Annotated in this window: 20 protein-coding genes; 13 read left to right on the top strand and 7 right to left on the bottom strand. The window is 72.8% G+C overall.

Annotated elements, in window-relative coordinates:
• The first annotated feature begins 85 nt into the window (after positions 1–85).
• From CK485_RS08680 to CK485_RS08635, 11 genes are all read left to right on the top strand, one after another.
• Positions 86–769, top strand: a complete 684-nt coding sequence (locus CK485_RS08680; protein ID WP_109448742.1) for a response regulator transcription factor — start codon at positions 86–88, stop codon at positions 767–769.
• Positions 770–923: 154 nt separating this feature from the next.
• Positions 924–1,862: a DUF2520 domain-containing protein gene (locus CK485_RS08675; protein ID WP_109448740.1), complete on the top strand. Its 939-nt coding sequence runs from the start codon at positions 924–926 to the stop codon at positions 1,860–1,862.
• Positions 1,859–2,740, top strand: a complete 882-nt coding sequence (gene panC / locus CK485_RS08670) for a pantoate--beta-alanine ligase (RefSeq protein WP_109448738.1) — start codon at positions 1,859–1,861, stop codon at positions 2,738–2,740. The genes CK485_RS08675 and panC overlap by 4 nt, the downstream gene beginning before the upstream one ends.
• On the top strand, positions 2,737–4,431 hold the full coding sequence (locus tag CK485_RS08665; protein ID WP_109448736.1) for an L-aspartate oxidase: 1,695 nt from the start codon (positions 2,737–2,739) through the stop codon (positions 4,429–4,431). Before panC ends, CK485_RS08665 begins: the two co-directional genes overlap by 4 nt.
• Positions 4,428–5,462, top strand: a complete 1,035-nt coding sequence (nadC, locus tag CK485_RS08660) for a carboxylating nicotinate-nucleotide diphosphorylase (RefSeq protein ID WP_109448735.1) — start codon at positions 4,428–4,430, stop codon at positions 5,460–5,462. Before CK485_RS08665 ends, nadC begins: the two co-directional genes overlap by 4 nt.
• Before the next feature lie 5 nt (positions 5,463–5,467).
• Positions 5,468–6,265 (top strand): type III pantothenate kinase, encoded by a 798-nt coding sequence (locus CK485_RS08655; protein ID WP_109448733.1) that lies wholly within the window; start codon positions 5,468–5,470, stop codon positions 6,263–6,265.
• 158 nt (positions 6,266–6,423) lie between these two features.
• On the top strand, positions 6,424–7,176 hold the full coding sequence (locus tag CK485_RS08650; RefSeq protein WP_241968233.1) for a hypothetical protein: 753 nt from the start codon (positions 6,424–6,426) through the stop codon (positions 7,174–7,176).
• A 227-nt stretch (positions 7,177–7,403) separates the two neighbouring features.
• Complete coding sequence (locus tag CK485_RS29010) at positions 7,404–7,577, top strand: hypothetical protein (RefSeq protein WP_199239289.1); 174 nt, start codon at positions 7,404–7,406, stop codon at positions 7,575–7,577.
• A gap of 143 nt (positions 7,578–7,720) precedes the next feature.
• Entirely contained in the window at positions 7,721–8,167 is a 447-nt protein-coding gene (locus CK485_RS08645) for a BlaI/MecI/CopY family transcriptional regulator (protein WP_109448729.1), read from the top strand.
• Between the two features lie 9 nt (positions 8,168–8,176).
• Entirely contained in the window at positions 8,177–8,713 is a 537-nt protein-coding gene (locus CK485_RS08640; protein WP_109448727.1) for an amino-acid N-acetyltransferase, read from the top strand.
• Positions 8,714–8,875: 162 nt separating this feature from the next.
• A complete protein-coding gene (locus CK485_RS08635) occupies positions 8,876–9,220 on the top strand; it encodes an Lsr2 family protein (RefSeq protein WP_109448725.1) in 345 nt (114 codons plus the stop codon).
• On the opposite strand, the gene CK485_RS08630 is transcribed toward CK485_RS08635, so the two are convergent.
• Complete coding sequence (locus CK485_RS08630; RefSeq protein WP_109448723.1) at positions 9,151–9,846, bottom strand: SCO3374 family protein; 696 nt, start codon at positions 9,844–9,846, stop codon at positions 9,151–9,153. The two genes, CK485_RS08635 and CK485_RS08630, sit on opposite strands and share 70 nt — an antisense overlap.
• 430 nt (positions 9,847–10,276) lie before the next feature.
• Between CK485_RS08630 and CK485_RS08620 the strand changes: the two genes are divergently transcribed.
• On the top strand, positions 10,277–12,808 hold the full coding sequence (locus CK485_RS08620) for an ATP-dependent Clp protease ATP-binding subunit (RefSeq protein WP_109448721.1): 2,532 nt from the start codon (positions 10,277–10,279) through the stop codon (positions 12,806–12,808).
• Positions 12,809–13,101: 293 nt separating this feature from the next.
• On the opposite strand, the gene CK485_RS08615 is transcribed toward CK485_RS08620, so the two are convergent.
• From CK485_RS08615 to CK485_RS08595, 5 genes are all read right to left on the bottom strand, one after another.
• Entirely contained in the window at positions 13,102–14,394 is a 1,293-nt protein-coding gene (locus CK485_RS08615; protein WP_199239405.1) for a HAMP domain-containing sensor histidine kinase, read from the bottom strand.
• 15 nt (positions 14,395–14,409) lie between these two features.
• On the bottom strand, positions 14,410–15,108 hold the full coding sequence (gene cseB / locus CK485_RS08610) for a two-component system response regulator CseB (protein ID WP_109448719.1): 699 nt from the start codon (positions 15,106–15,108) through the stop codon (positions 14,410–14,412).
• Positions 15,101–15,685, bottom strand: coding sequence for an LppP/LprE family lipoprotein (locus tag CK485_RS08605; protein ID WP_109448717.1), 585 nt, complete (start codon positions 15,683–15,685; stop codon positions 15,101–15,103). Before CK485_RS08605 ends, cseB begins: the two co-directional genes overlap by 8 nt.
• On the bottom strand, positions 15,673–16,239 hold the full coding sequence (locus tag CK485_RS08600; protein ID WP_241968232.1) for a SigE family RNA polymerase sigma factor: 567 nt from the start codon (positions 16,237–16,239) through the stop codon (positions 15,673–15,675). Before CK485_RS08600 ends, CK485_RS08605 begins: the two co-directional genes overlap by 13 nt.
• Before the next feature lie 196 nt (positions 16,240–16,435).
• Positions 16,436–17,362, bottom strand: a complete 927-nt coding sequence (locus CK485_RS08595; protein WP_109448715.1) for an A/G-specific adenine glycosylase — start codon at positions 17,360–17,362, stop codon at positions 16,436–16,438.
• 242 nt (positions 17,363–17,604) lie between these two features.
• On the opposite strand from CK485_RS08595, the gene CK485_RS28735 reads away from it, so the two are divergent.
• Complete coding sequence (locus CK485_RS28735) at positions 17,605–18,429, top strand: hypothetical protein (RefSeq protein WP_158288193.1); 825 nt, start codon at positions 17,605–17,607, stop codon at positions 18,427–18,429.
• A gap of 28 nt (positions 18,430–18,457) precedes the next feature.
• Here the strand turns inward: CK485_RS28735 and disA are convergent, their stop codons facing one another.
• On the bottom strand, positions 18,458–19,516 hold the full coding sequence (gene disA, locus CK485_RS08580; protein WP_109452642.1) for a DNA integrity scanning diadenylate cyclase DisA: 1,059 nt from the start codon (positions 19,514–19,516) through the stop codon (positions 18,458–18,460).
• Between the last annotated feature and the right edge of the window lie 84 nt (positions 19,517–19,600).

Raw genomic sequence — 19,600 nt, 5'->3', positions numbered from 1 at the left:
GGCCGCGCCCGCGAGACCATCGGCACGGCCCCCTGCCCGCAACCCCGCCGTACGCCCCCGAGACCCGACGAATGATGAGGCCCCCATGGCGATCCGCGTGATGCTCGTCGACGACCAGGTGCTGCTGCGCACCGGCTTCCGCATGGTGCTCCAGGCGCAGCCCGACATGGAGGTCGTCGCCGAGGCCGGGGACGGCGGGGAGGCGATCGAGGTGCTGCGCACCGCCGAGGTCGACGTGGTGCTGATGGACGTGCGCATGCCGAAGATGGACGGCGTGGAGGCGACCCGGCGCATCTGCGGCGGCCCGGAGCACGAGCACGAGGGCGGCCCCCGGGTGCTCATCCTGACCACCTTCGACCTCGACGAGTACGCCTTCGCCGCGCTCAAGGCCGGGGCCAGCGGCTTCATGCTGAAGGACGTGCCGCCCGCCGAGCTGCTGACCGCGATCCGCGCGGTGCACAGCGGCGACGCGGTCGTCGCGCCGTCCACCACCCGGCGGCTGCTCGACCGCTTCGCGCCGCTGCTGCCGCACGCCACGGAGCCCACCAGCCCGCGACTGGGCCGGCTGACCGAGCGCGAGCGCGAGGTGCTGCTGCTGGTCGCCCAGGGACTGTCCAACGGCGAGATCGCCCAGCGCCTGGTGCTGTCCGAGGCCACCGTCAAGACCCACGTCGGCCGCATCCTGACCAAGCTGGAACTGCGCGACCGGGTGCAGGCGGTGGTGCTGGCGTACGAGACGGGCCTGGTCCGCGCGGGAGGCGCGGCGTAGCAGCCGTTCCCCCCCGCAGCCGCCCACCGACCGCCCCCGCTGTCCGCCGTGGGCCGCCGCGCCTCGGCCCCGCTGCCTCCCCGACCCTTCGCGTAGCATTGACGAGAATGCGTCCGGTACCCGTGTGAGGACTGGAACGGAAGGCGACCGAAGCGTGAACGCATCGCACACCCCCGGGCCCCGGCCCGGCGGGGTCGAGGACCGCCCGGCCCGGCTCACCGTCGGCGTGGTCGGCGCCGGACGGGTGGGGCCCGCCCTCGCCGCCTCGTTGCGGCTGGCCGGACACCGCCCGGTGGCCGTCTCCGGGGTCTCCGACGCCTCCCGGCGCCGTGCCGCCGCCCTGCTGCCGGACGTGCCGCTGGTCGAGCCCGCCGAGGTGCTGGCCCGCGCCGACCTGGTGCTGCTCACCGTGCCCGACGACGCGCTGCCCGCCCTCGTGGCGGGGCTCGCGGAGACCGGCGCGGTACGGCCCGGGCAACTGCTGGCGCACACCTCCGGGCGGTACGGGGTCGCCGTGCTCGACCCCGCGCGCCGGGCCGGTGCGCTGCCGCTGGCCCTGCACCCGGCGATGACCTTCACCGGTACCACCGTCGACGTCCAGCGCCTGGAGGGCTGCTCGTTCGGGGTGACCGCGCCGCAGGAGCTGCGGCTGGCCGCCGAGGCCCTGGTGGTCGAGATGGGCGGCGAGCCGGAGTGGATCGCCGAGGAGAACCGCCCGCTCTACCACGCGGCGCTCGCCATCGGCTCCAACCACCTGGTCACCCTCGTCGCCCAGGCCCGCGAACTGCTCCAGGCGGCGGGCGTCGCGCACCCCGGCCGGATGCTCGGCCCGCTGCTCGGCGCCGCGCTCGACAACGCGCTGCGCTCCGGCGACCAGGCACTCACCGGCCCGGTGGCGCGCGGCGACGCCGGCACCGTCGCGGCCCACCTCGACCAGCTGCGGGCGCACTCGCCGCAGACGGTGGCCAGTTACGTCGCGATGGCCCGGGCCACCGCCGACCGCGCCCTCGTCAACGGGATGCTCAAGCCGGAACTCGCCGAACCCCTGCTGGACGCGCTCGCCGACCGGCCGGACGACCAAGGAGCCCGATGACCGTGAAGCTGCTGCGTACCGCGGACGGGCTGCGCGCTGCGCACCCGGGCCGGCGTGCCGTGGTGATGACCATGGGCGCGCTGCACGAGGGCCACGCCACGCTGATCCGCACCGCCCGCGACCACGTCGGCCCGGACGGCCAGGTCGTGGTCACCGTCTTCGTCAACCCGTTGCAGTTCGGCCCCGGTGAGGACCTCGACCGCTACCCGCGCACCCTCGACGCCGACGTCGAGGTCGCCGCCGCGGCCGGCGCCGACATCGTGTTCGCGCCCTCCGTCGAGGAGGTCTACCCGGGCGGCGAGCCTCGGGTGCGGATCGCGGCCGGACCGATGGGCGAGCGCTACGAGGGCGCCGCCCGCCCCGGGCACTTCGACGGCATGCTCACCGTCGTCGCCAAGCTGCTCCACCTCACCGCCCCCGACGTCGCGTTCTACGGCCGCAAGGACGCCCAGCAGCTCGCCCTGATCCAGCGGATGGCGGCCGACCTGAACTTCGGCGTGGACATCGTCGGCGTGCCCACCGTGCGCGAGCCGGACGGCCTGGCCCTCTCCAGCCGCAACCGCTACCTGTCCGCCGAGGACCGCGAGACCGCGCTGACGCTCTCGCGCGCCCTGTTCGCGGGCCGCGACGCGCTGGACGCCGGGCCCGACGCCGTACGGGAGGCGGCCCGCGCGATCCTGGAGAAGACGGACGGGATCGCGGTGGACTACCTCGCGCTGGTGGACCCCGCCGACTTCACCGAGGCGGGCCCGGCGCACACTGGCCCGGCGGTCCTCGCGGTGGCCGCCCGGGTCGGCACCACCCGGCTGATCGACAACCTGCCCCTGGAGTTCGGGACCCCGCGCTCCCGGCCCGCGGAGTTTGGAGCGTCCCGATGAGCGACATACGTCTGCTCGCCCCCGCGCCCGGCTGGGCGATCGACGCGGACGTGGTCGTCGTCGGCTCCGGCGTCGCCGGGCTGACCACGGCGCTGCGCTGCGCGGCGGGCGGGGCCCGCGTCACCGTGGTCACCAAGGCCCGCCTCGACGACGGCTCGACCCGCTGGGCGCAGGGCGGCATCGCCGCGGCCCTCGGCGACGGCGACACCCCGGCGCAGCACCTGGACGACACGCTGGTGGCGGGCGCCGGGCTGTGCGACGAGGGCGCGGTACGGCTGCTGGTGACCGAGGGCCCGGACGCGGTGCGGCGGCTGATCGCCTCCGGTGCCCGCTTCGACACCTCCGAGACGACCGGCGAGATCCTGCTGACCCGCGAGGGCGGCCACCACCGTAGCCGCATCGCCCACGCGGGCGGCGACGCCACCGGCGCCGAGGTCTCCCGCGCGCTGGTCGAGGCGGTGCGCGGCGCGGGCATCGAGACGGTCGAGAACGCGCTCGTGCTGGACCTGCTCACCGACGCGTACGGCCGCACCGCGGGCGTCACGCTGCATGTGATGGGCGAGGGGCGGCGCGACGGCGTCGGCGCGGTGCGGGCCCCGGCGGTCGTGCTGGCCACCGGCGGCATGGGCCAGGTCTTCTCGGCCACCACCAACCCGGCCGTGTCCACCGGCGACGGCGTGGCGCTGGCGCTGCGGGCCGGCGCCGAGGTCAGCGACCTGGAGTTCGTCCAGTTCCACCCGACGGTGCTGTGGCTGGGCCCGCAGGCCGAGGGCCAGCAGCCGCTGGTCTCCGAGGCGGTACGCGGCGAGGGCGCCCACCTGGTCGACGCCGACGGCGTCCGCTTCATGCTGGGGCAGCACGAGCTGGCGGAGCTGGCCCCGCGCGACATCGTGGCCAAGGCGATCACCCGCCGGATGCTGGAGCAGGGCACCGAGCACATGTACCTGGACGCCCGGCACTTCGGCGCCGAGATGTGGGCCAGGCGCTTCCCGACCATCCTGGCCGCCTGCCGGGCGCACGGCATCGACCCGGTGACCGAGCCGGTCCCGGTCGCCCCGGCGGCCCACTACGCCTCCGGCGGCGTCCGCACCGACCTGCGCGGCCGCACCACCGTGCCCGGGCTGTACGCGTGCGGCGAGGTGGCCTGCACCGGCGTCCACGGCGCCAACCGGCTCGCGTCCAACTCCCTGCTGGAGGGCCTGGTCTTCGCCGAGCGCATCGCCGACGACGTCCTCGCCCGCGAGCGCCCCGCGCCGGGCCCCGCGGTCCTGCCCGGGCCGTCCGGGGCGCCGCTGCTGGAGCACGGCGCGCGCTACGACGTCCAGCGGATCATGACGGCGGGCGCGGGCGTGCTGCGCAGCGCGGAGAGCCTGGCGGGGGCCGCCGCCGCGCTGGAGGCCATCCACTCCCGGGCCGCCGAGGACCTGGCCCGCGACGAGAAGACCGCGGAGCCCTGTGTGGAGACCTGGGAGGCCACCAACCTCAGCCTGGTCGCCCGCGTCCTGGTCGCCGCGGCGTCCCGCCGCGAGGAGACCCGCGGCTGCCACTGGCGCGAGGACCACCCGGAGCGCGACGATGCGGCCTGGGCCCGGCACCTCGTCGTGACCCTCGCCCCGGACGGCACGCCCGCCGTCCGTTCCACCACCAGCACGGACTTCCCGCCCGTCGAGACCCCGGAGCACTCCGCATGAGCACCCCCGACCTGCCCCTGATCCAGATCGGCCGCCCCGGCGAGGGCGCGGGCGGCGGCTGCGGTGACGGCTGCGGCTGCGGGGGCGACGACGCGTACGCCCTCGACCCGCTGGAGTGCGGCCTCGACCCGGACCTCGCGCAGCTGCTCGCCGACGCCGGTCTCGACCCGGTGCAGGTCGAGGACATCGCGCACATGGCCATCGAGGAGGACCTCGACAACGGCGTCGACGTCACCACGGTGGCGACCATCCCCGAGGACGCCGTCGCGGTGGGCGACTTCACGGCCCGTCAGGCCGGCGTGGTGGCGGGCCTGCGGATCGCCGAGGCGGTGCTGTCGGTGGTGTGCACCGACGAGTTCGAGGTGGAACGGCACGTGGAGGACGGCGACCGGGTCGAGCCCGGCCAGGTGCTGCTGAGCGTGCGCACCCGCACCCGCGACCTGCTCACCGCGGAGCGCAGCGCGCTGAACCTGCTGTGCCGCCTGTCCGGCATCGCCACCGCCACCCGCGCCTGGGCCGACGTGCTGGAGGGCACCAGGACCCGGGTGCGCGACACCCGCAAGACGACGCCGGGCCTGCGCGCCCTGGAGAAGTACGCGGTGCGCTGCGGCGGCGGCGTCAACCACCGCATGTCGCTGTCGGACGCGGCGCTGGTCAAGGACAACCACGTGGTCGCGGCGGGCGGCGTGGCGCAGGCGTTCCGCGCGGTGCGCGAGGAGTTCCCCGACCTGGCGATCGAGGTCGAGGTGGACACGTTGCACCAGGTCCGCGAGGTGCTGGACGCGGGCGCCGACCTGATCCTGCTGGACAACTTCACCCCCGCGGAGACCGAGGAGGCGGTGGCGATCGTCGCCGGGCGGGCCGCGCTGGAGTCCTCCGGCCGCCTCACCCTGGACGTCGCCCGCGCCTACGCGGCCGCGGGCGTGGACTACCTGGCCGTCGGCGCACTCACCCACTCCTCGCCGGTCCTCGACATCGGGCTGGACCTGCGCGAGCAGGCCGCCGACGACACCGCGGACGCGGAGGACTGAGCGGCATGCTCCTGACCATCGACGTCGGCAACACCCACACCGTGCTCGGCCTGTTCGACGGCGACGAGATCGTCGAGCACTGGCGGATCTCCACCGACGCCCGGCGCACCGCCGACGAACTGGCGGTGCTGTTGCAGGGGTTGATGGGCCGGCACCCGCTGCTCGGCGACGACCTGGGCGAGGGCATCGACGGCATCTCCATCTGCTCGACGGTCCCGTCCGTCCTGCACGAGCTGCGCGAGGTGACCCGGCGCTACTACGGCGACGTGCCGTCGGTGCTGGTGGAGCCGGGCGTCAAGACCGGCGTGCCGATCCTGGCGGACAACCCCAAGGAGGTCGGCGCCGACCGCATCATCAACGCGCTCGCCGCCGTCCACCTGTACGGCGGCCCGTGCATCGTCGTCGACTTCGGCACCGCGACCACCTTCGACGCGGTCTCGGCGCGCGGCGAGTACCTCGGCGGCGCGATCGCCCCCGGCATCGAGATCTCGGTGGAGGCACTGGGGGTGCGCGGCGCGCAACTGCGCAAGATCGAGCTGGCCCGGCCGCGCAGCGTCATCGGCAAGAACACCGTGGAGGCCATGCAGTCCGGCATCCTCTACGGCTTCGCGGGCCAGGTGGACGGCATCGGGGAACGGATGGCCAGGGAACTGGCCGACGACCCCGACGACGTCACGGTCATCGCCACCGGCGGACTGGCCCCGCTGGTGCTGGGCGAGTCGTCGATCATCGACGAGCACGAGCCCTGGCTGACCCTGATCGGCCTGCGCCTGGTGTACGAGCGGAACGTCTCTACCAGCTGAGGCGCCTGAGGCTCCCCAGGAACTGAACGCCTCGGTCCGGAGGCGCGGACACGCCGGGCGGGCGGTCGCGCCGGCGCGTCGGGGGGCGCGCGGTGGCGGCGACCCGCCGGGCGGACACAATCCGCAACAATTGTCCGTTTAGTACGTAAAGTCGGCGCATGCCCACGCCACACGGGACCCGAGGCGGCATGGCGTTCAGCGCGGACGAACTGCGCGTCCTGCGGCGCGCCCTCGCCGACGCCCTCCGCACCGCAGCGACCACCACGACGGCCCAGCCGTTCCCGCCGTTCCCGCCGATCCCGGCGCCCGCCCGGGAGCCCGGGTCGGCCCGGGAGTACCGGCGGCTGTCCGAGGCGCTGGACGAGGCGGTCCACGAGGGGGCGCGCCTGCGGGCGTTCCTCCTCGCCGACCTCGCCCTCTACCGCGACGCGCTGCCCGGTACCGCCGCCGACTACCTGGAGCGGCTGTCCGAGGCACTGGACGCCGGCCACCTGCCCGGCCCGGAGGACCTGGACGCGTTGCGCTCGCTGGAGCGGCTCCCGTGCGGCGAGGCGGAGGCCTGGCGCAGGGACGGGCTGCGGCGCCGCTGCGAGGAGCTGGCGGGCCGTCCCCGGTGCGCGCCGCTCGGCGAGGACCACCCCGCCGACCGCGCCCGGTTGTCGGCCGTGCCGGGCGGACGCGTCGTCAGGCCGGCCGGGCCCGGCGCGCTCGACGTCCTGATCCCCGTACCGGCGTCCGGTGCGACGCCTCGCGGCGCCCGCGCGGCCGATCCCCAGCCGTCCGGCCCCGCCCCCGAGCCGGAACCCGATCCGGACCGGCGGGTGCCGACCCCCGCCGAGCTGTGGCCGCCGCGCCGCCGGAGCGTGCCGGACCACGGCGAGCGGGCCGCACGGCGCGCGATCGGCGGCTGATCCGCACCCGGCCGCACGGCAACGGCGCCGTATCGGCCACGTTCACACGGCGGAATTGCTCACAGAATTCACACAACATTCCTGGCCCGCGCCGCCTCCCGCCCCGTGCTCCGCCCGACGCGCCACCTGGGCGCGGGGCGGGAAACCGGCGTGGCTACTCTGGAAGTCGCGCGAAAGGCGCCTCCGGAGAACGCTCCGGGGAACCCCGGAGAAGGAGTGAGCGAACCGTGCAGTACGTCTCGGCGCTGGTACCGCCCCTGGTGATGGCGGTCGCCTTCACGGCCCTCGTCGTCACGATCATCAAGCACCAGGGCGGCGCCAACAAGGCCAGGGAAGACGCTGTCGTGGACAGCATGCTGGCGCGTGCCGAAGCCGCCAAGGAGACCGCCGAGCAGCAGTAGGGCGGTAGACGGGCGGAAGGGCGGAGCGGGGACCCGCGTTCGGCCGCCGGAGTGATCCTCGACCGGGTCCTTCAGCAGAGCCGTCCTTAACGCTCCGCGCCGAAAAAAGCCGCATCCGTGACATTTGCCTCTACAATTCAGGTGTGCCACGGCCATTGGGAGATCTCGAAGACGCGGTCATGACCAGGGTGTGGCAGTGGAACCGCCCGGTCACGGTCCGCGAAGTCCTCGAAGACCTACAGCAGGAACGGTCCATCGCCTACACGACGGTGATGACCGTAATGGACAACCTGCATCAGAAGGGCTGGCTGCGCCGCGAACACGAAGGGCGCGCCTATCGCTATGAGGCCGTTTCCACGCGTCCCGCCTACGCGGCCGCACTGATGCACGAAGCTTGGGCCGCGAGCGACAACCCCGCCGCGGCCCTTGTGCAGTTCTTCAGCATGATGTCCCCGGAACAACGCGAAGCCTTGCGGGACGCTTCGCGCATCGTGCAGCCCGAAGCGCCGCCCGACGGTACCGACGCGCCCGGCCAGGGCACCGGTTCCGGCGCCCCACCCGCCGGACCCGGGGAAGGCGGCGGGCGATAACGTCCGGCTATGTCGTCAGCCGCGCCGGGGTCTTCCCTCTCCAAAGTCTTCACCGTCCGCCGCGCCAGGACCAGTGACGTCCCCGCGGTCCGCGCCTTGCTGGACGGCTATGTGCGCGACCGCATCCTGCTCGGCAAGCCGACCGTCACCCTTTACGAGGACATCCAGGAGTTCTGGGTCGCCGAACGCGACGAGGACGCCGAGGTCGTCGGATGCGGAGCGCTGCACGTGATGTGGGAGGACCTCGCCGAGGTGCGCACCCTTGCCGTCCGTCCCGATCTGCACGGCAAAGGCGTGGGGCACCTCGTGCTGGGCAAGCTGTTGCAGACGGCGCGTTGGCTCGGCGTGCGGCGAATTTTCTGTCTCACCTTCGAAGTCGACTTCTTCGCCAAGCACGGCTTCGTCGAGATCGGCGAGACTCCGGTGGACACGGATGTCTACAGCGAGCTGCTGCGTTCCTATGACGAGGGTGTCGCCGAGTTCCTCGACCTCGAACGAGTGAAGCCGAACACCTTGGGCAACAGCCGCATGCTCTTGCATCTGTGATCGGTTATGTCCGAATCGCGCCATGCGCACGTCCTACTCACACAACCATGCCCGGACCGGTTCCGCCCAAGGGTTTGAGTTTTCCGGGGAAAAGCGGTTTGCTTTTACCCGTACTCCATTATCCCGGGGACTCCCCGGTCCATATCGATGAAAGGGAAGCCCGTGGCGCAGAAGGTCCAGGTTCTTCTCGTTGACGACATCACCGGCGGCGAGGCCGACGAGACCGTGACGTTCGCCCTCGACGGTGCGACGTACGAGATCGACCTCAGCACGGAGAACGCGGACAAGCTGCGCGGCCTGCTCGCCGATTACGTGGACGCCGGCCGCAAGACCGGCGGACGTGCCTCGCGCGGCCGGGCGCGTGCCTCGCGTGCCACCGGCGGCAGCGCCTCCGGCCCGGACACCGCCAAGATCCGCGCCTGGGCCAAGGAGAACGGCTACGAGGTCAACGACCGCGGCCGCGTCCCCGCCACCATCCGCGAGGCGTACGAGAAGGAGCACGCCTGACCGGTCCGGTGGCCCGCCCACCGCACCTGAGCAGCCGTCAGGATCCGGGCCCGGTGGCACTCGGTGGCCACCGCCCCGACCAGCGACGCGAGATCCACGGGACGGCCGTCGCCGTCCTCGCTGTCCCGCGCGCCGGTGCCGACGCCGACACCGGTGCCGACGCACAGGGACGGCAGCGTGGGCTCCACCGCGTGCCCCGGCACGGGAGGCCGTAGCCAGTACGCCTCCCGTGCCGCACGCGTGCCCGCGGCGCGTACCGCCCGCGGACCCCGCGGCGCCGGACCCCACGACGCGGGCCGCGGCGCCGGAATCCGGTCGCCCGCTCCCCGTACCGCCAGGTCCAGCGCGATGCCGCCCCACTCCAGCCAGTCGAGGAGCCCCGGCAGCTCCGCCCCTGAGCCCTCGGCCACCAGCAGCAGCGCCCGGCCGCCCGTCGCAGCCGCGGGACCGGTGCGCGCGAACCGCCGCAGCACCGCCAGCCCGGCCGCCAGCGGCACGTCCAGCGCGTCGAACCGCACCCCGGTGAGCAACTGCGGCGCGTCGTCCGTACCACCGGTCGGCCAGCCCAGCTCGCTCGCGTACCACTCGCGGATGCCCGGCCGCCCGCCGATGCGTGTGACGCCCATGCCCGGAGCAACTGCCGGACGCCGCAAGGGTTACGCACCGTCGCGGACGAATCGCCCCGGGTCACCGCGAACGGCGCGCGACCGGCGGTGATCCGGCGCAAGGTTGTTCGCTGGTAGCAGACAGCAAGGGTGCGCGCCGCATGGATTGCCAGGGTGAGCGGGTAAGAAGGTCCTAGTGGGATGGGGCGACCAGGAGGCCGGAGAGGTGGGCGTTCGCCACGGGCGTACGGGATAACGGTTCATCCGCCTGGCCTGCGGGAACATCGTCTCGCACCATCGGGTTGGAGCTGTTGTCGGCTGTGCGGGGCGGAACTGACCGCATGGGTGTCGACGGTTGAAGTGAGCTGTCCCGCTCGCCGGGACTAGCATGCGGAAGGACAGGGAGGGGACCGGCCCCGATCTGCCTGACCGCTCTGAGGAGCGATTAACGATGTTCGAGAGGTTCACCGACCGCGCGCGGCGGGTTGTCGTCCTGGCTCAGGAAGAAGCCCGGATGCTCAACCACAACTACATCGGCACCGAGCACATCCTCCTGGGTCTGATCCACGAGGGTGAGGGTGTCGCCGCTAAGGCCCTGGAGAGCCTCGGCATTTCGCTTGAGGCGGTCCGCCAGCAAGTGGAGGAGATCATCGGCCAGGGCCAGCAGGCCCCGTCCGGCCACATCCCCTTCACGCCCCGTGCGAAGAAGGTCCTGGAGCTGTCGCTCCGCGAGGCCCTCCAGCTCGGCCACAACTACATCGGTACGGAGCACATCCTGCTCGGCCTGATCCGCGAGGGCGAGGGCGTCGCCGCCCAGGTCCTGGTCAAGCTGGGCGCCGACCTGAACCGGGTGCGGCAGCAGGTCATCCAGCTGCTCTCCGGCTACCAGGGCGGCAAGGAGTCGGCCACGGCCGGCGGCCCCGCCGAGGGCACGCCGTCCACCTCGCTGGTCCTCGACCAGTTCGGCCGCAACCTCACCCAGGCCGCTCGTGAGTCCAAGCTCGACCCGGTCATCGGGCGCGAGAAGGAGATCGAGCGGGTCATGCAGGTGCTGTCCCGCCGTACCAAGAACAACCCCGTCCTCATCGGCGAGCCCGGCGTCGGCAAGACCGCCGTCGTCGAGGGCCTGGCCCAGGCCATCGTCAAGGGCGAGGTCCCCGAGACGCTGAAGGACAAGCAGCTCTACACGCTGGACCTCGGCGCCCTGGTCGCGGGCTCCCGCTACCGCGGTGACTTCGAGGAGCGCCTGAAGAAGGTGCTCAAGGAGATCCGCACCCGCGGCGACATCATCCTGTTCATCGACGAGCTGCACACCCTGGTGGGCGCGGGCGCCGCCGAGGGCGCGATCGACGCCGCCAGCATCCTCAAGCCGATGCTGGCCCGCGGCGAGCTGCAGACCATCGGTGCCACGACGCTCGACGAGTACCGCAAGTACCTGGAGAAGGACGCGGCCCTGGAGCGCCGCTTCCAGCCCATCCAGGTCGCCGAGCCGTCGCTGCCGCACACCATCGAGATCCTCAAGGGCCTGCGCGACCGCTACGAGGCGCACCACCGCGTCTCGATCACGGACGCCGCCCTGGTCGCGGCGGCCACCCTGGCCGACCGCTACATCTCCGACCGCTTCCTGCCGGACAAGGCGATCGACCTGATCGACGAGGCCGGCTCCCGGATGCGCATCCGCCGGATGACCGCTCCGCCGGACCTGCGCGAGTTCGACGAGAAGATCGCCGACGTGCGCCGGGAGAAGGAGTCGGCCATCGACTCCCAGGACTTCGAGAAGGCAGCCTCCCTGCGCGACAAGGAGAAGCAGCTGCTCTCGGCGAAGGCCAAGCGGGAGAAGGAGTGGAAGGCCGGCGACATGGACGTCGTCGCCGAGGTGGACGAGGAGCTGATCGCCGAGGTCCTGGCGACGGCCACCGGCATCCCGGTCTTCAAGCTCACCGAGGAGGAGTCCTCGCGGCTGCTGCGCATGGAGGACGAGCTCCACAAGCGCGTCATCGGCCAGAAGGACGCCATCAAGGCGCTCTCCCAGGCCATCCGCCGCACCCGCGCGGGCCTGAAGGACCCCAAGCGCCCCGGTGGCTCGTTCATCTTCGCCGGCCCGTCCGGTGTCGGTAAGACCGAGCTGTCCAAGACGCTGGCGGAGTTCCTCTTCGGCGACGAGGACGCGCTGATCCAGCTCGACATGTCGGAGTTCAGCGAGAAGCACACCGTCTCGCGGCTCTTCGGCTCGCCCCCCGGCTACGTCGGGTACGAGGAGGGCGGCCAGCTCACCGAGAAGGTGCGCCGCAAGCCGTTCTCGGTCGTGCTCTTCGACGAGGTCGAGAAGGCCCACCCGGACATCTTCAACTCGCTGTTGCAGATCCTGGAGGACGGTCGCCTGACCGACTCCCAGGGCCGGGTCGTGGACTTCAAGAACACGGTGATCATCATGACCACCAACCTCGGCACCCGGGACATCTCCAAGGGCTTCAACCTCGGCTTCGCCGCCGCGGGCGACGTCCAGGCGGGCTACGACCGGATGAAGGCGAAGGTCGGCGAGGAGCTCAAGCAGCACTTCCGGCCGGAGTTCCTCAACCGCGTCGACGACATCGTGGTCTTCCACCAGCTCAGCGAGGACGACATCATCCAGATCGTCGACCTGATGATCGCCAAAGTGGACGAGCGCCTCAAGGACCGCGACATGGGCATCGAGCTCAGCCAGGAGGCCAAGTCCCTGCTGGCGAAGAAGGGCTACGACCCGATCCTGGGCGCCCGGCCACTGCGCCGGACGATCCAGCGCGAGATCGAGGACGCGCTGTCGGAGAAGATCCTCTTCAGCGAGCTGCGCCCCGGTCACATCGTGGTCGTCGGCACGGAGGGCGAAGGCGAGAGCAAGACCTTCACCTTCCGCGGCGAGGAGAAGGTCACCGTCGCCGACGCGCCGCCCATCGAGGCGGCCGGCAGCGGCGGCACCGGCCCGAACCTGTCGAAGGACGCGTAAGCGGAAGGGCGAAACCGCACGCCGCACCGCTGAGGGGCTGCCCCCGGCCACCGTTCACACGGCCGCCGGGGGCAGCCCCTTGTCCATGCCCATGCCCATGCCCATGCCCGAAGGCCCTCCCGTCCAACTCGTCCCGGATTCAACGAGAGGAATTCCCGTACGGAATGCCCGAGCCTTATGGGTGGAAAGCGAATATTGCCTGATTTGCGGGCGGGATGGGGCCTTGCCCTCCGTGCGCGTGAATAGGCCGCCGCGGGGCCGGTGAAAATACCGCGACTACGCGGAACCGCGCCTCACGCGTTCGCGCCGCTTTCCAGGACGTCGTCCGCTTCCGGATCGTCCGCCTCCGGGAGCCGCAGCTGAGCGATGGCGCCGCCACCCTCCTCCTCGGACGCGTTGTCGAACGAGAGCGTCGCGCCCAGCACCCTGGCCTGCCCCGCCGCGATCGTCAGCCCCAGGCCGTGTCCGCTGCCGGCCCGGGAGCTGTTGCCGGTGCGGAAACGGCTCGGCCCCTCGCGCAACAGCACCTCGGGGAAGCCGGGCCCGTGGTCGCGCACCCGGATGACCGCGCCGTCCACCGTGACCTCGACCGGACCCCGGCCGTGCCGTTCGGCGTTGGCCAGCAGGTTGCCGAGGATGCGCTCCAGGCGCCGTACGTCGGTCTGCGCCCAGGCGTCCCGTACGACCTCCACGCGGGCCTCGGGCGCGATCCTGGCGACCCGGCGGCGCACGAACTCCGGCAGGGCGATCTCCTGGAGGTCGGCGCGTTCCTCCGCGCCGTCCAGCCGGGCCACCTCCAGCACGTCCTCGACCAGCGTGCGCAACGCCTGCGCCCGGTCCCGCACCAGCTCCGAGGGGCGCCCCGGCGGCAGCAGTTCGGCGGCGGTGACCAGGCCGGTGACGGGGGTGCGCAGTTCGTGGGCGATGTCGGCGGTGACCCGGCGCTCGGCCTCCAGCCGGTCCTGGAGCGCGTCGGCCATCGCGTCGACCGCCCGGGCCAGCTCGTCGGTCTCGTCGCGCACCCGACGCCCGATGGAGTCCCGTACGCGCACGTGGGTGTCGCCGTCCGCGACCCTGCGCGCGGCCAGCGCGGCCTTGCGCAGCCGCCGCGACAACTGCCCGCCGACCAGCACGCTCAGCGCGGAGCCGGCCAGCACCACCGCCACGCAGCCCGCGACCAGCACGCCGTCGACGCTCTCCAGGATCGCGGTGGGGTCGGTGAAGCGGCTGTTGATGCTGAGGATGTGGTTGCCGGGCAGCGGGGTGGAGGCCCAGATGATGGGCTCGCCCGCGGTCTCCTGCACGTCGGTGGCCCGCTGGCCCTTGGCGGCGGTCACGCGCAGCCCGGCCGGCAGCTTCGGGTCGTCGAGGCGGGCGTGGAAGGTCAGCTGGTGGTTGGACTCGTACATCTTCGCCGCGATCTGCAGGCGGGTGTCCTGAAGATCGCGGGCGTTGTTGAGCATGCTGACGCGGGCTGCGTTGTGCACCACGACCGCCATCGCCAGCGCGACGAGTGCCGAGACCACGGCGATCGCCGCCGTCAGCTTCCAGCGCAGGCCGGGCCAGCGCAGCCCGGGCCGGTTCAACTCGGACACCGCGGATCAGGCCCTGAGCTTGTATCCGAAACCGCGCACGGTCTCTATCCGGTCCTGCCCGATCTTGGTCCGCAGCCGCTGCACGTGGACGTCGACGACGCGGGTGTCGCCGCCCCACTCGTAGTCCCACACGCTGGTCAGCAGGCGGTCGCGGGAGAGCACCGAGCCCGGCGCGGTGGAGAACTCCAGCAGCAGCCGCATCTCGGTCGGGGTGAGCGCCACCGGTTCGCCGTCCCGTCGTACCTCCATGCCGTCGGTGTCGATCTCCAGGTCGCCGAAGCGCAGCGGACCGCTGTCACCGGAGTCGGCCGCCTCAGGACCGCCGCCACCCGCCGCGTGCCCGAAGCGGCGCAGCACCGCGCGGATCCTGGCGACCAGCACGGCGGAGTCGAACGGCTTGGTCACGTAGTCGTCGGCACCTGCCTCCAGGCCCAGCACCACGTCGATGGAGTCGGCCCGCGCGGACAGCATGATCACCGGCACCGTGGACTCGTCGCGGATGCGGCGGCACAGGCTCACCCCGTCGAGGCCGGGCACCATCACGTCGAGCAGCGCGATGTCGGGCTTGGCGGCCCGGAACGACTCCAGCCCGACGATCCCGTCCGGCACCGCGGTCACCTTGAAGCCGTCACGCTCCAGGGTGAGCTGGGTCGCCTCGCGGATGACGTCGTCGTCCTCCACGAACAGGACATGCGTCTCAGCCATTCGCCTTGTTTCCGTAGTCGCTGTGGGTGCGGGAGGTCTCGGTGAAGCGGTCCCCGGACCAGTGGTAGGTGATCACGTCCTCGCCGGACGGGCAGCACACCGAGTCGCCGGGGCTGTAGACCTGGCGGGTCAGCTCCAGGTCGCTCTTGTCGATGTCGAGGTAGACCGGCGGCTGCTCGTCGCCGAAGACGTCGGTGTACCGGCCATTCTCCATACGGTAGACGTAACTACCCAATCCGACCCCATCGCCGCAGCTGGAGACGTTTATCACCACATCGGGCACGGAGCCGCCGGTCAGGTTCCCGTAGCTGGTGTCGACGGGGTACTCGTCGCCGCCGCAGGGCTTGAGGTCGGACTTGATCTCGGCACCCACCTTGGGGTCCTCGCGCAGCAGCGCGACCGGGTCGATCTTGCGCACCCCGGTCGCCCTGGGCGGCGGTGGCGAGGTGTTCACCGCCGAGGTCGCCGCGGTCCCCTCGACGCGGACGCCGCCGCTCTCGGCGCAGCCGGTCACCAGGACCAGCGGCACGAGCGCGGCGGCGAAGAACGCGCACGTCGTGGGGCTTATGCGGCGCACGCGTCCTCCCTCAGCTCCTGCCGTTCCCCGTGGCCCGCGCCGTAGCCGCAGGCGTTCCGCTCCAGTTCCTCGCGCAGCCGGGCCAGGGCGCGGTGCAGGGTGCTCTTGACCGTACCCGTGGACATGCCGAGCGCCCGGGCGGTCTCCTCGGTGCTCATCTGCTCCCAGTGTCGCAGGACGACGACCTGGCGCTGCTTGGGCGCCAGGACGGCCAGCGCGGCCAGCAGCATCGCACGGTCGGCGTGCTGCTCGGTACCGTCGTCGACGCTCGCGTCCGGGAGGTTCTCGGTGGGCACCTCGTCCAGCTTGCGCGAGCGCCACCACTCGGTACGCGTGTTGATCATGACGCGGCGCATGTACGCGTCGGCCAGGCCCTTGTCGGCTATCCGGTCCCAGCGCGGGAACGTGCGGCACAGCGCGGTCTGCACGAGGTCCTGCGCGTCGACCGGGTCCGGCACCAGGCGGCGTGCGCTGCGCAGCAGGGAGTCCTGCCGGGACCGCACGTACTCCTCGAAGTCCAGCGTCCTGCCGTCCGTCGCAGTGCCAGTCGCCATGACCGCCTCCATCCGTCCCGTTCGTCACACAGCCGTGGTCGCCCCTGGCCGTGGTCGCTCCTGTGATCCGCCGACTGGTCAGGCCGACGCACAGGACGCTAGGGAGGGGCTGTTGCGGAATGACGCGCGCCGACCGCACAGGAGGCTCACAGCAACCCGTCGATTGTGTAACAGTGGGAACCCGGGGGCCCGGATGTCACTCCAGGGGAAGCCGGTAGACACCCTGCGCGACCGGCTCCACCAGGCCGTCCGCCACCAGGCCGTCCAACGCCCGTGCGCGTTGCACCGGTTCGTCCCAGACGGCGTCGATCTGCTCCTGGGTGACGGGGCCGGTGGCCTCGCGCAGCACCGCGAGCAGCATGCCCCGCACCTGGCGGTCGGTGCCCGCGTAGGTCTGGCCCCGGCGCGGCGGCCCGTCGTGCGCCGGGAAACCGGCCAGCCGCCAGGCGCAGTACGCCGCCACCGGGCAGCGCCCGCAGTCCGGCGTGCGGGCGGTGCACACCAGCGCGCCCAGCTCCATCGTGGCCGCCGCCCAGCGCGCCGCGGTCGCCTCGTCGCCCGGCAACAGCCGCTGCGCCAGGCGGCGTTCGGCGGCGGTCGTGGCGTTCGGCGGGTACTGGACACCGGTCACCACGCGGGCCAGGACCCGGCGCACGTTGGTGTCCAGCACCGCGTGCCGCCGCCCGTACGCGAACGACGCCACCGCAGCCGCGGTGTACTCGCCGACCCCCGGCAGCGCCAGCAACGCGTCGTGGTCGTCCGGGACTTCGCCGCCGTGCCGCTCGGTGATCGCGGTCGCGGCGGCGTGCAGACGCAGGGCGCGGCGCGGGTAGCCGAGCCGCCCCCAGGCGCGCACCGCCTCGCCCGGCGGCTCGGCGGCCAGGCCGGCGGGGCGGGGCCAGCGCGCCAGCCACTCCTCGTAGACCGGCAGCACCCGGCTGACCGGGGTCTGCTGGAGCATGAACTCGCTGACCATCACCCCCCACGGCCCCGCTTCCGGCCGCCGCCACGGCAGATCGCGGGCGTGCGCGGCGAACCACGCGGTGACCGAGGTGTGCAGGGCGGCGGTGTCGGCGGCCGGGGCGCTGCGCGCGGCTTCGGCGGCGGGGGTGGTCGCAGTCATGGCACCGACGATCCTGACACGTCCGGCACGGCGGCGGCGAAACGGGGCACATCGGGGCGCCAACGGTCCCGCTCCTGGACCGCGTTGGACGGCCGGGCGAGCGCGGGCGGGGCGGCTTGGCGACCGTGGCCGAGGCGCCCGCGTGACCACGGGCGGGTGCGCGGGATGATGATCGTGAAAAGAGTGCGTTCGTGCGGCGGGTGGTGCACGGACGCGTCGCCGATCTCCCCTAGAGTTTGCGCGTGGGCAACGTGCGCAATCCGGTGGGCCCCCTGCCGTCCTCCATCTACTGGCGGCGGCGGGCGGTTGTGCTCTGCCTGTTCGCGGCCCTCGTCGCGCTCGTCGTGTGGGCGCTGACCTCGACCGGCGGTTCCTCCGGGAGCCACACCGGCGCCCAGGGCCCCGGCGGCCACGGCCGCACCCCGCTGCCCTCGATCACCCCGGGCCCGTCCACCAGCCAGACCGGGATCACCACGGAACCGGGCGGACGCAGCGGCGGCACGGGCTCAGGAGGCTCTGGTTCCGGCGGCGGGTCGGGCTCGGACGGCGGAGGCGACGGTACGGGTTCGGGGGGCGGTTCGGGCTCCGCGGGCGGTTCCGGATCGGGCGGCGCGAACGGCGCGGGTTCCGAGGGCGGCACCTCGGGCGGCGCGTTGGCGGCCGGGAGCTCGCTTCCGGACTGCGGGGGGTCGCAGGTGCGGATCGCGGTGCGCAGCGAGAAGCCGTCCTACGCGGCGGGTGAGCAGCCCCGCTTCGTGCTGACGGCGGTCAACTCGGGCGGCAGTGCCTGCAAGGTGAACTTCTCCGCCGTCTCCGCGGTGGTCACCGTCACCGACTCCTCCGGCCACCACGTCTGGGCGTCCGACGACTGCCCGGCGAGCCGGTCCGCGTACCTCGTGGCCGTCCCCGCGCACGGCACGGCCACCTACGACGTCGACTGGAACCGCGCCGAGACCGCCCCGCAGTGCGCGACGCCCGCCGCGCGGTCCGCCGGCTCCGGTTCGTACCGGGTCGAGGTCGCGGCGAGCGGACTGGGCACCGCCCGCGCGGACTTCACGCTCTCCTGAACGCCGGCCGCCCCCGCCCGGCGCGTCCTCAGACGTACCGCTCCAGGATCGACGACTCCGCCAGCCGGGAGAGCCCCTCGCGTACCGAACGGGCGCGCGCCTCGCCGACGCCCTCCACCATCTGCAGGTCGTCCACGCTCGCCGCGAGCAGCTTCTGCAGCCCGCCGAAGTGCTCGACCAGCCGCTCGATGACGGTGTTCGGCAGCCGCGGCACCTTCGCCAGCAGCCGGTAGCCGCGCGGGCTGACCGCGCCGTCCAGCGACTCGGGCGAACCGGTGTAGCCCAACGCCCGCGCCACCGTGGTCAGTTCGATCAGCTCGCTCTGCGGCAACGCGTCCAGCTCGGCCAGCGCGTCGGTCACCGAACGGGCGCGCTTGGCGGTCGGCTCGGGCACGTAGTCCCGTACCACCAGCTCCCGCTCCGGCTCCACGCCCGCGATCAGCTCGTCCAGCTGGAGCGACAGCAGCCGCCCGTCGGTGCCCAACTCGACCACGTACTCGGCGATCTCGGTGGCGATCCGGCGCACCATCTCCAGCCGCTGCGCGACCGCCGTCACGTCGCGGACCGTCACCAGGTCCTCGATCTCCAGCGCGGACAGCGTGCCCGCCACCTCGTCCAGCCGCAGCTTGTAGCGCTCCAGCGTGGCGAGCGCCTGGTTGGCGCGGGACAGGATGGCGGCGGAGTCCTCCAGCACGCGGCGCTGGCCGCCGACGTACAGCGCGATCAGCCGCATCGACTGACTGACCGACACCACGGGGAAGTTGACCTGCTTGCTGACCCGGTCGGCGGTGCGGTGCCGGGTGCCGGTCTCCTCGGTGGGGATCGTCGAGTCGGGCACCAACTGCACGCCGGCGCGCAGGATCTTGGTGATGTCCTTGTCGAGGATGAGCGCGCCGTCCAGCTTGCACAGCTCGCGCAGCCGGGTCGCGGTGAACTCCACGTCCAGCACGAAGCCGCCGGTGCACAGCGACTCGACGGTCTTGTCCATCCCGAGCACGATCAGCCCGCCGGTGTTGCCGCGCACCACGCGCTCCAGGCCGTCCCGCAGCTCCGTACCCGGCGCCACCGCGCTCAACGAGGACCGCATCAGGCCGTCGCCGCCGGAAGATCCTGCCCGGTCGTTGGCTGCCACTGCACTCCTCCGGTCGTACGGATTCCGGTCGCACGGATG

This window comes from Streptomyces sp. ICBB 8177, from assembly GCF_003144095.1.
Classification (GTDB): Bacteria; Actinomycetota; Actinomycetes; order Streptomycetales; family Streptomycetaceae; genus Streptantibioticus_D.
Note: the sequence above shows the minus strand (reverse complement) of the source record. Positions and strands in the feature narration are given on the sequence as shown.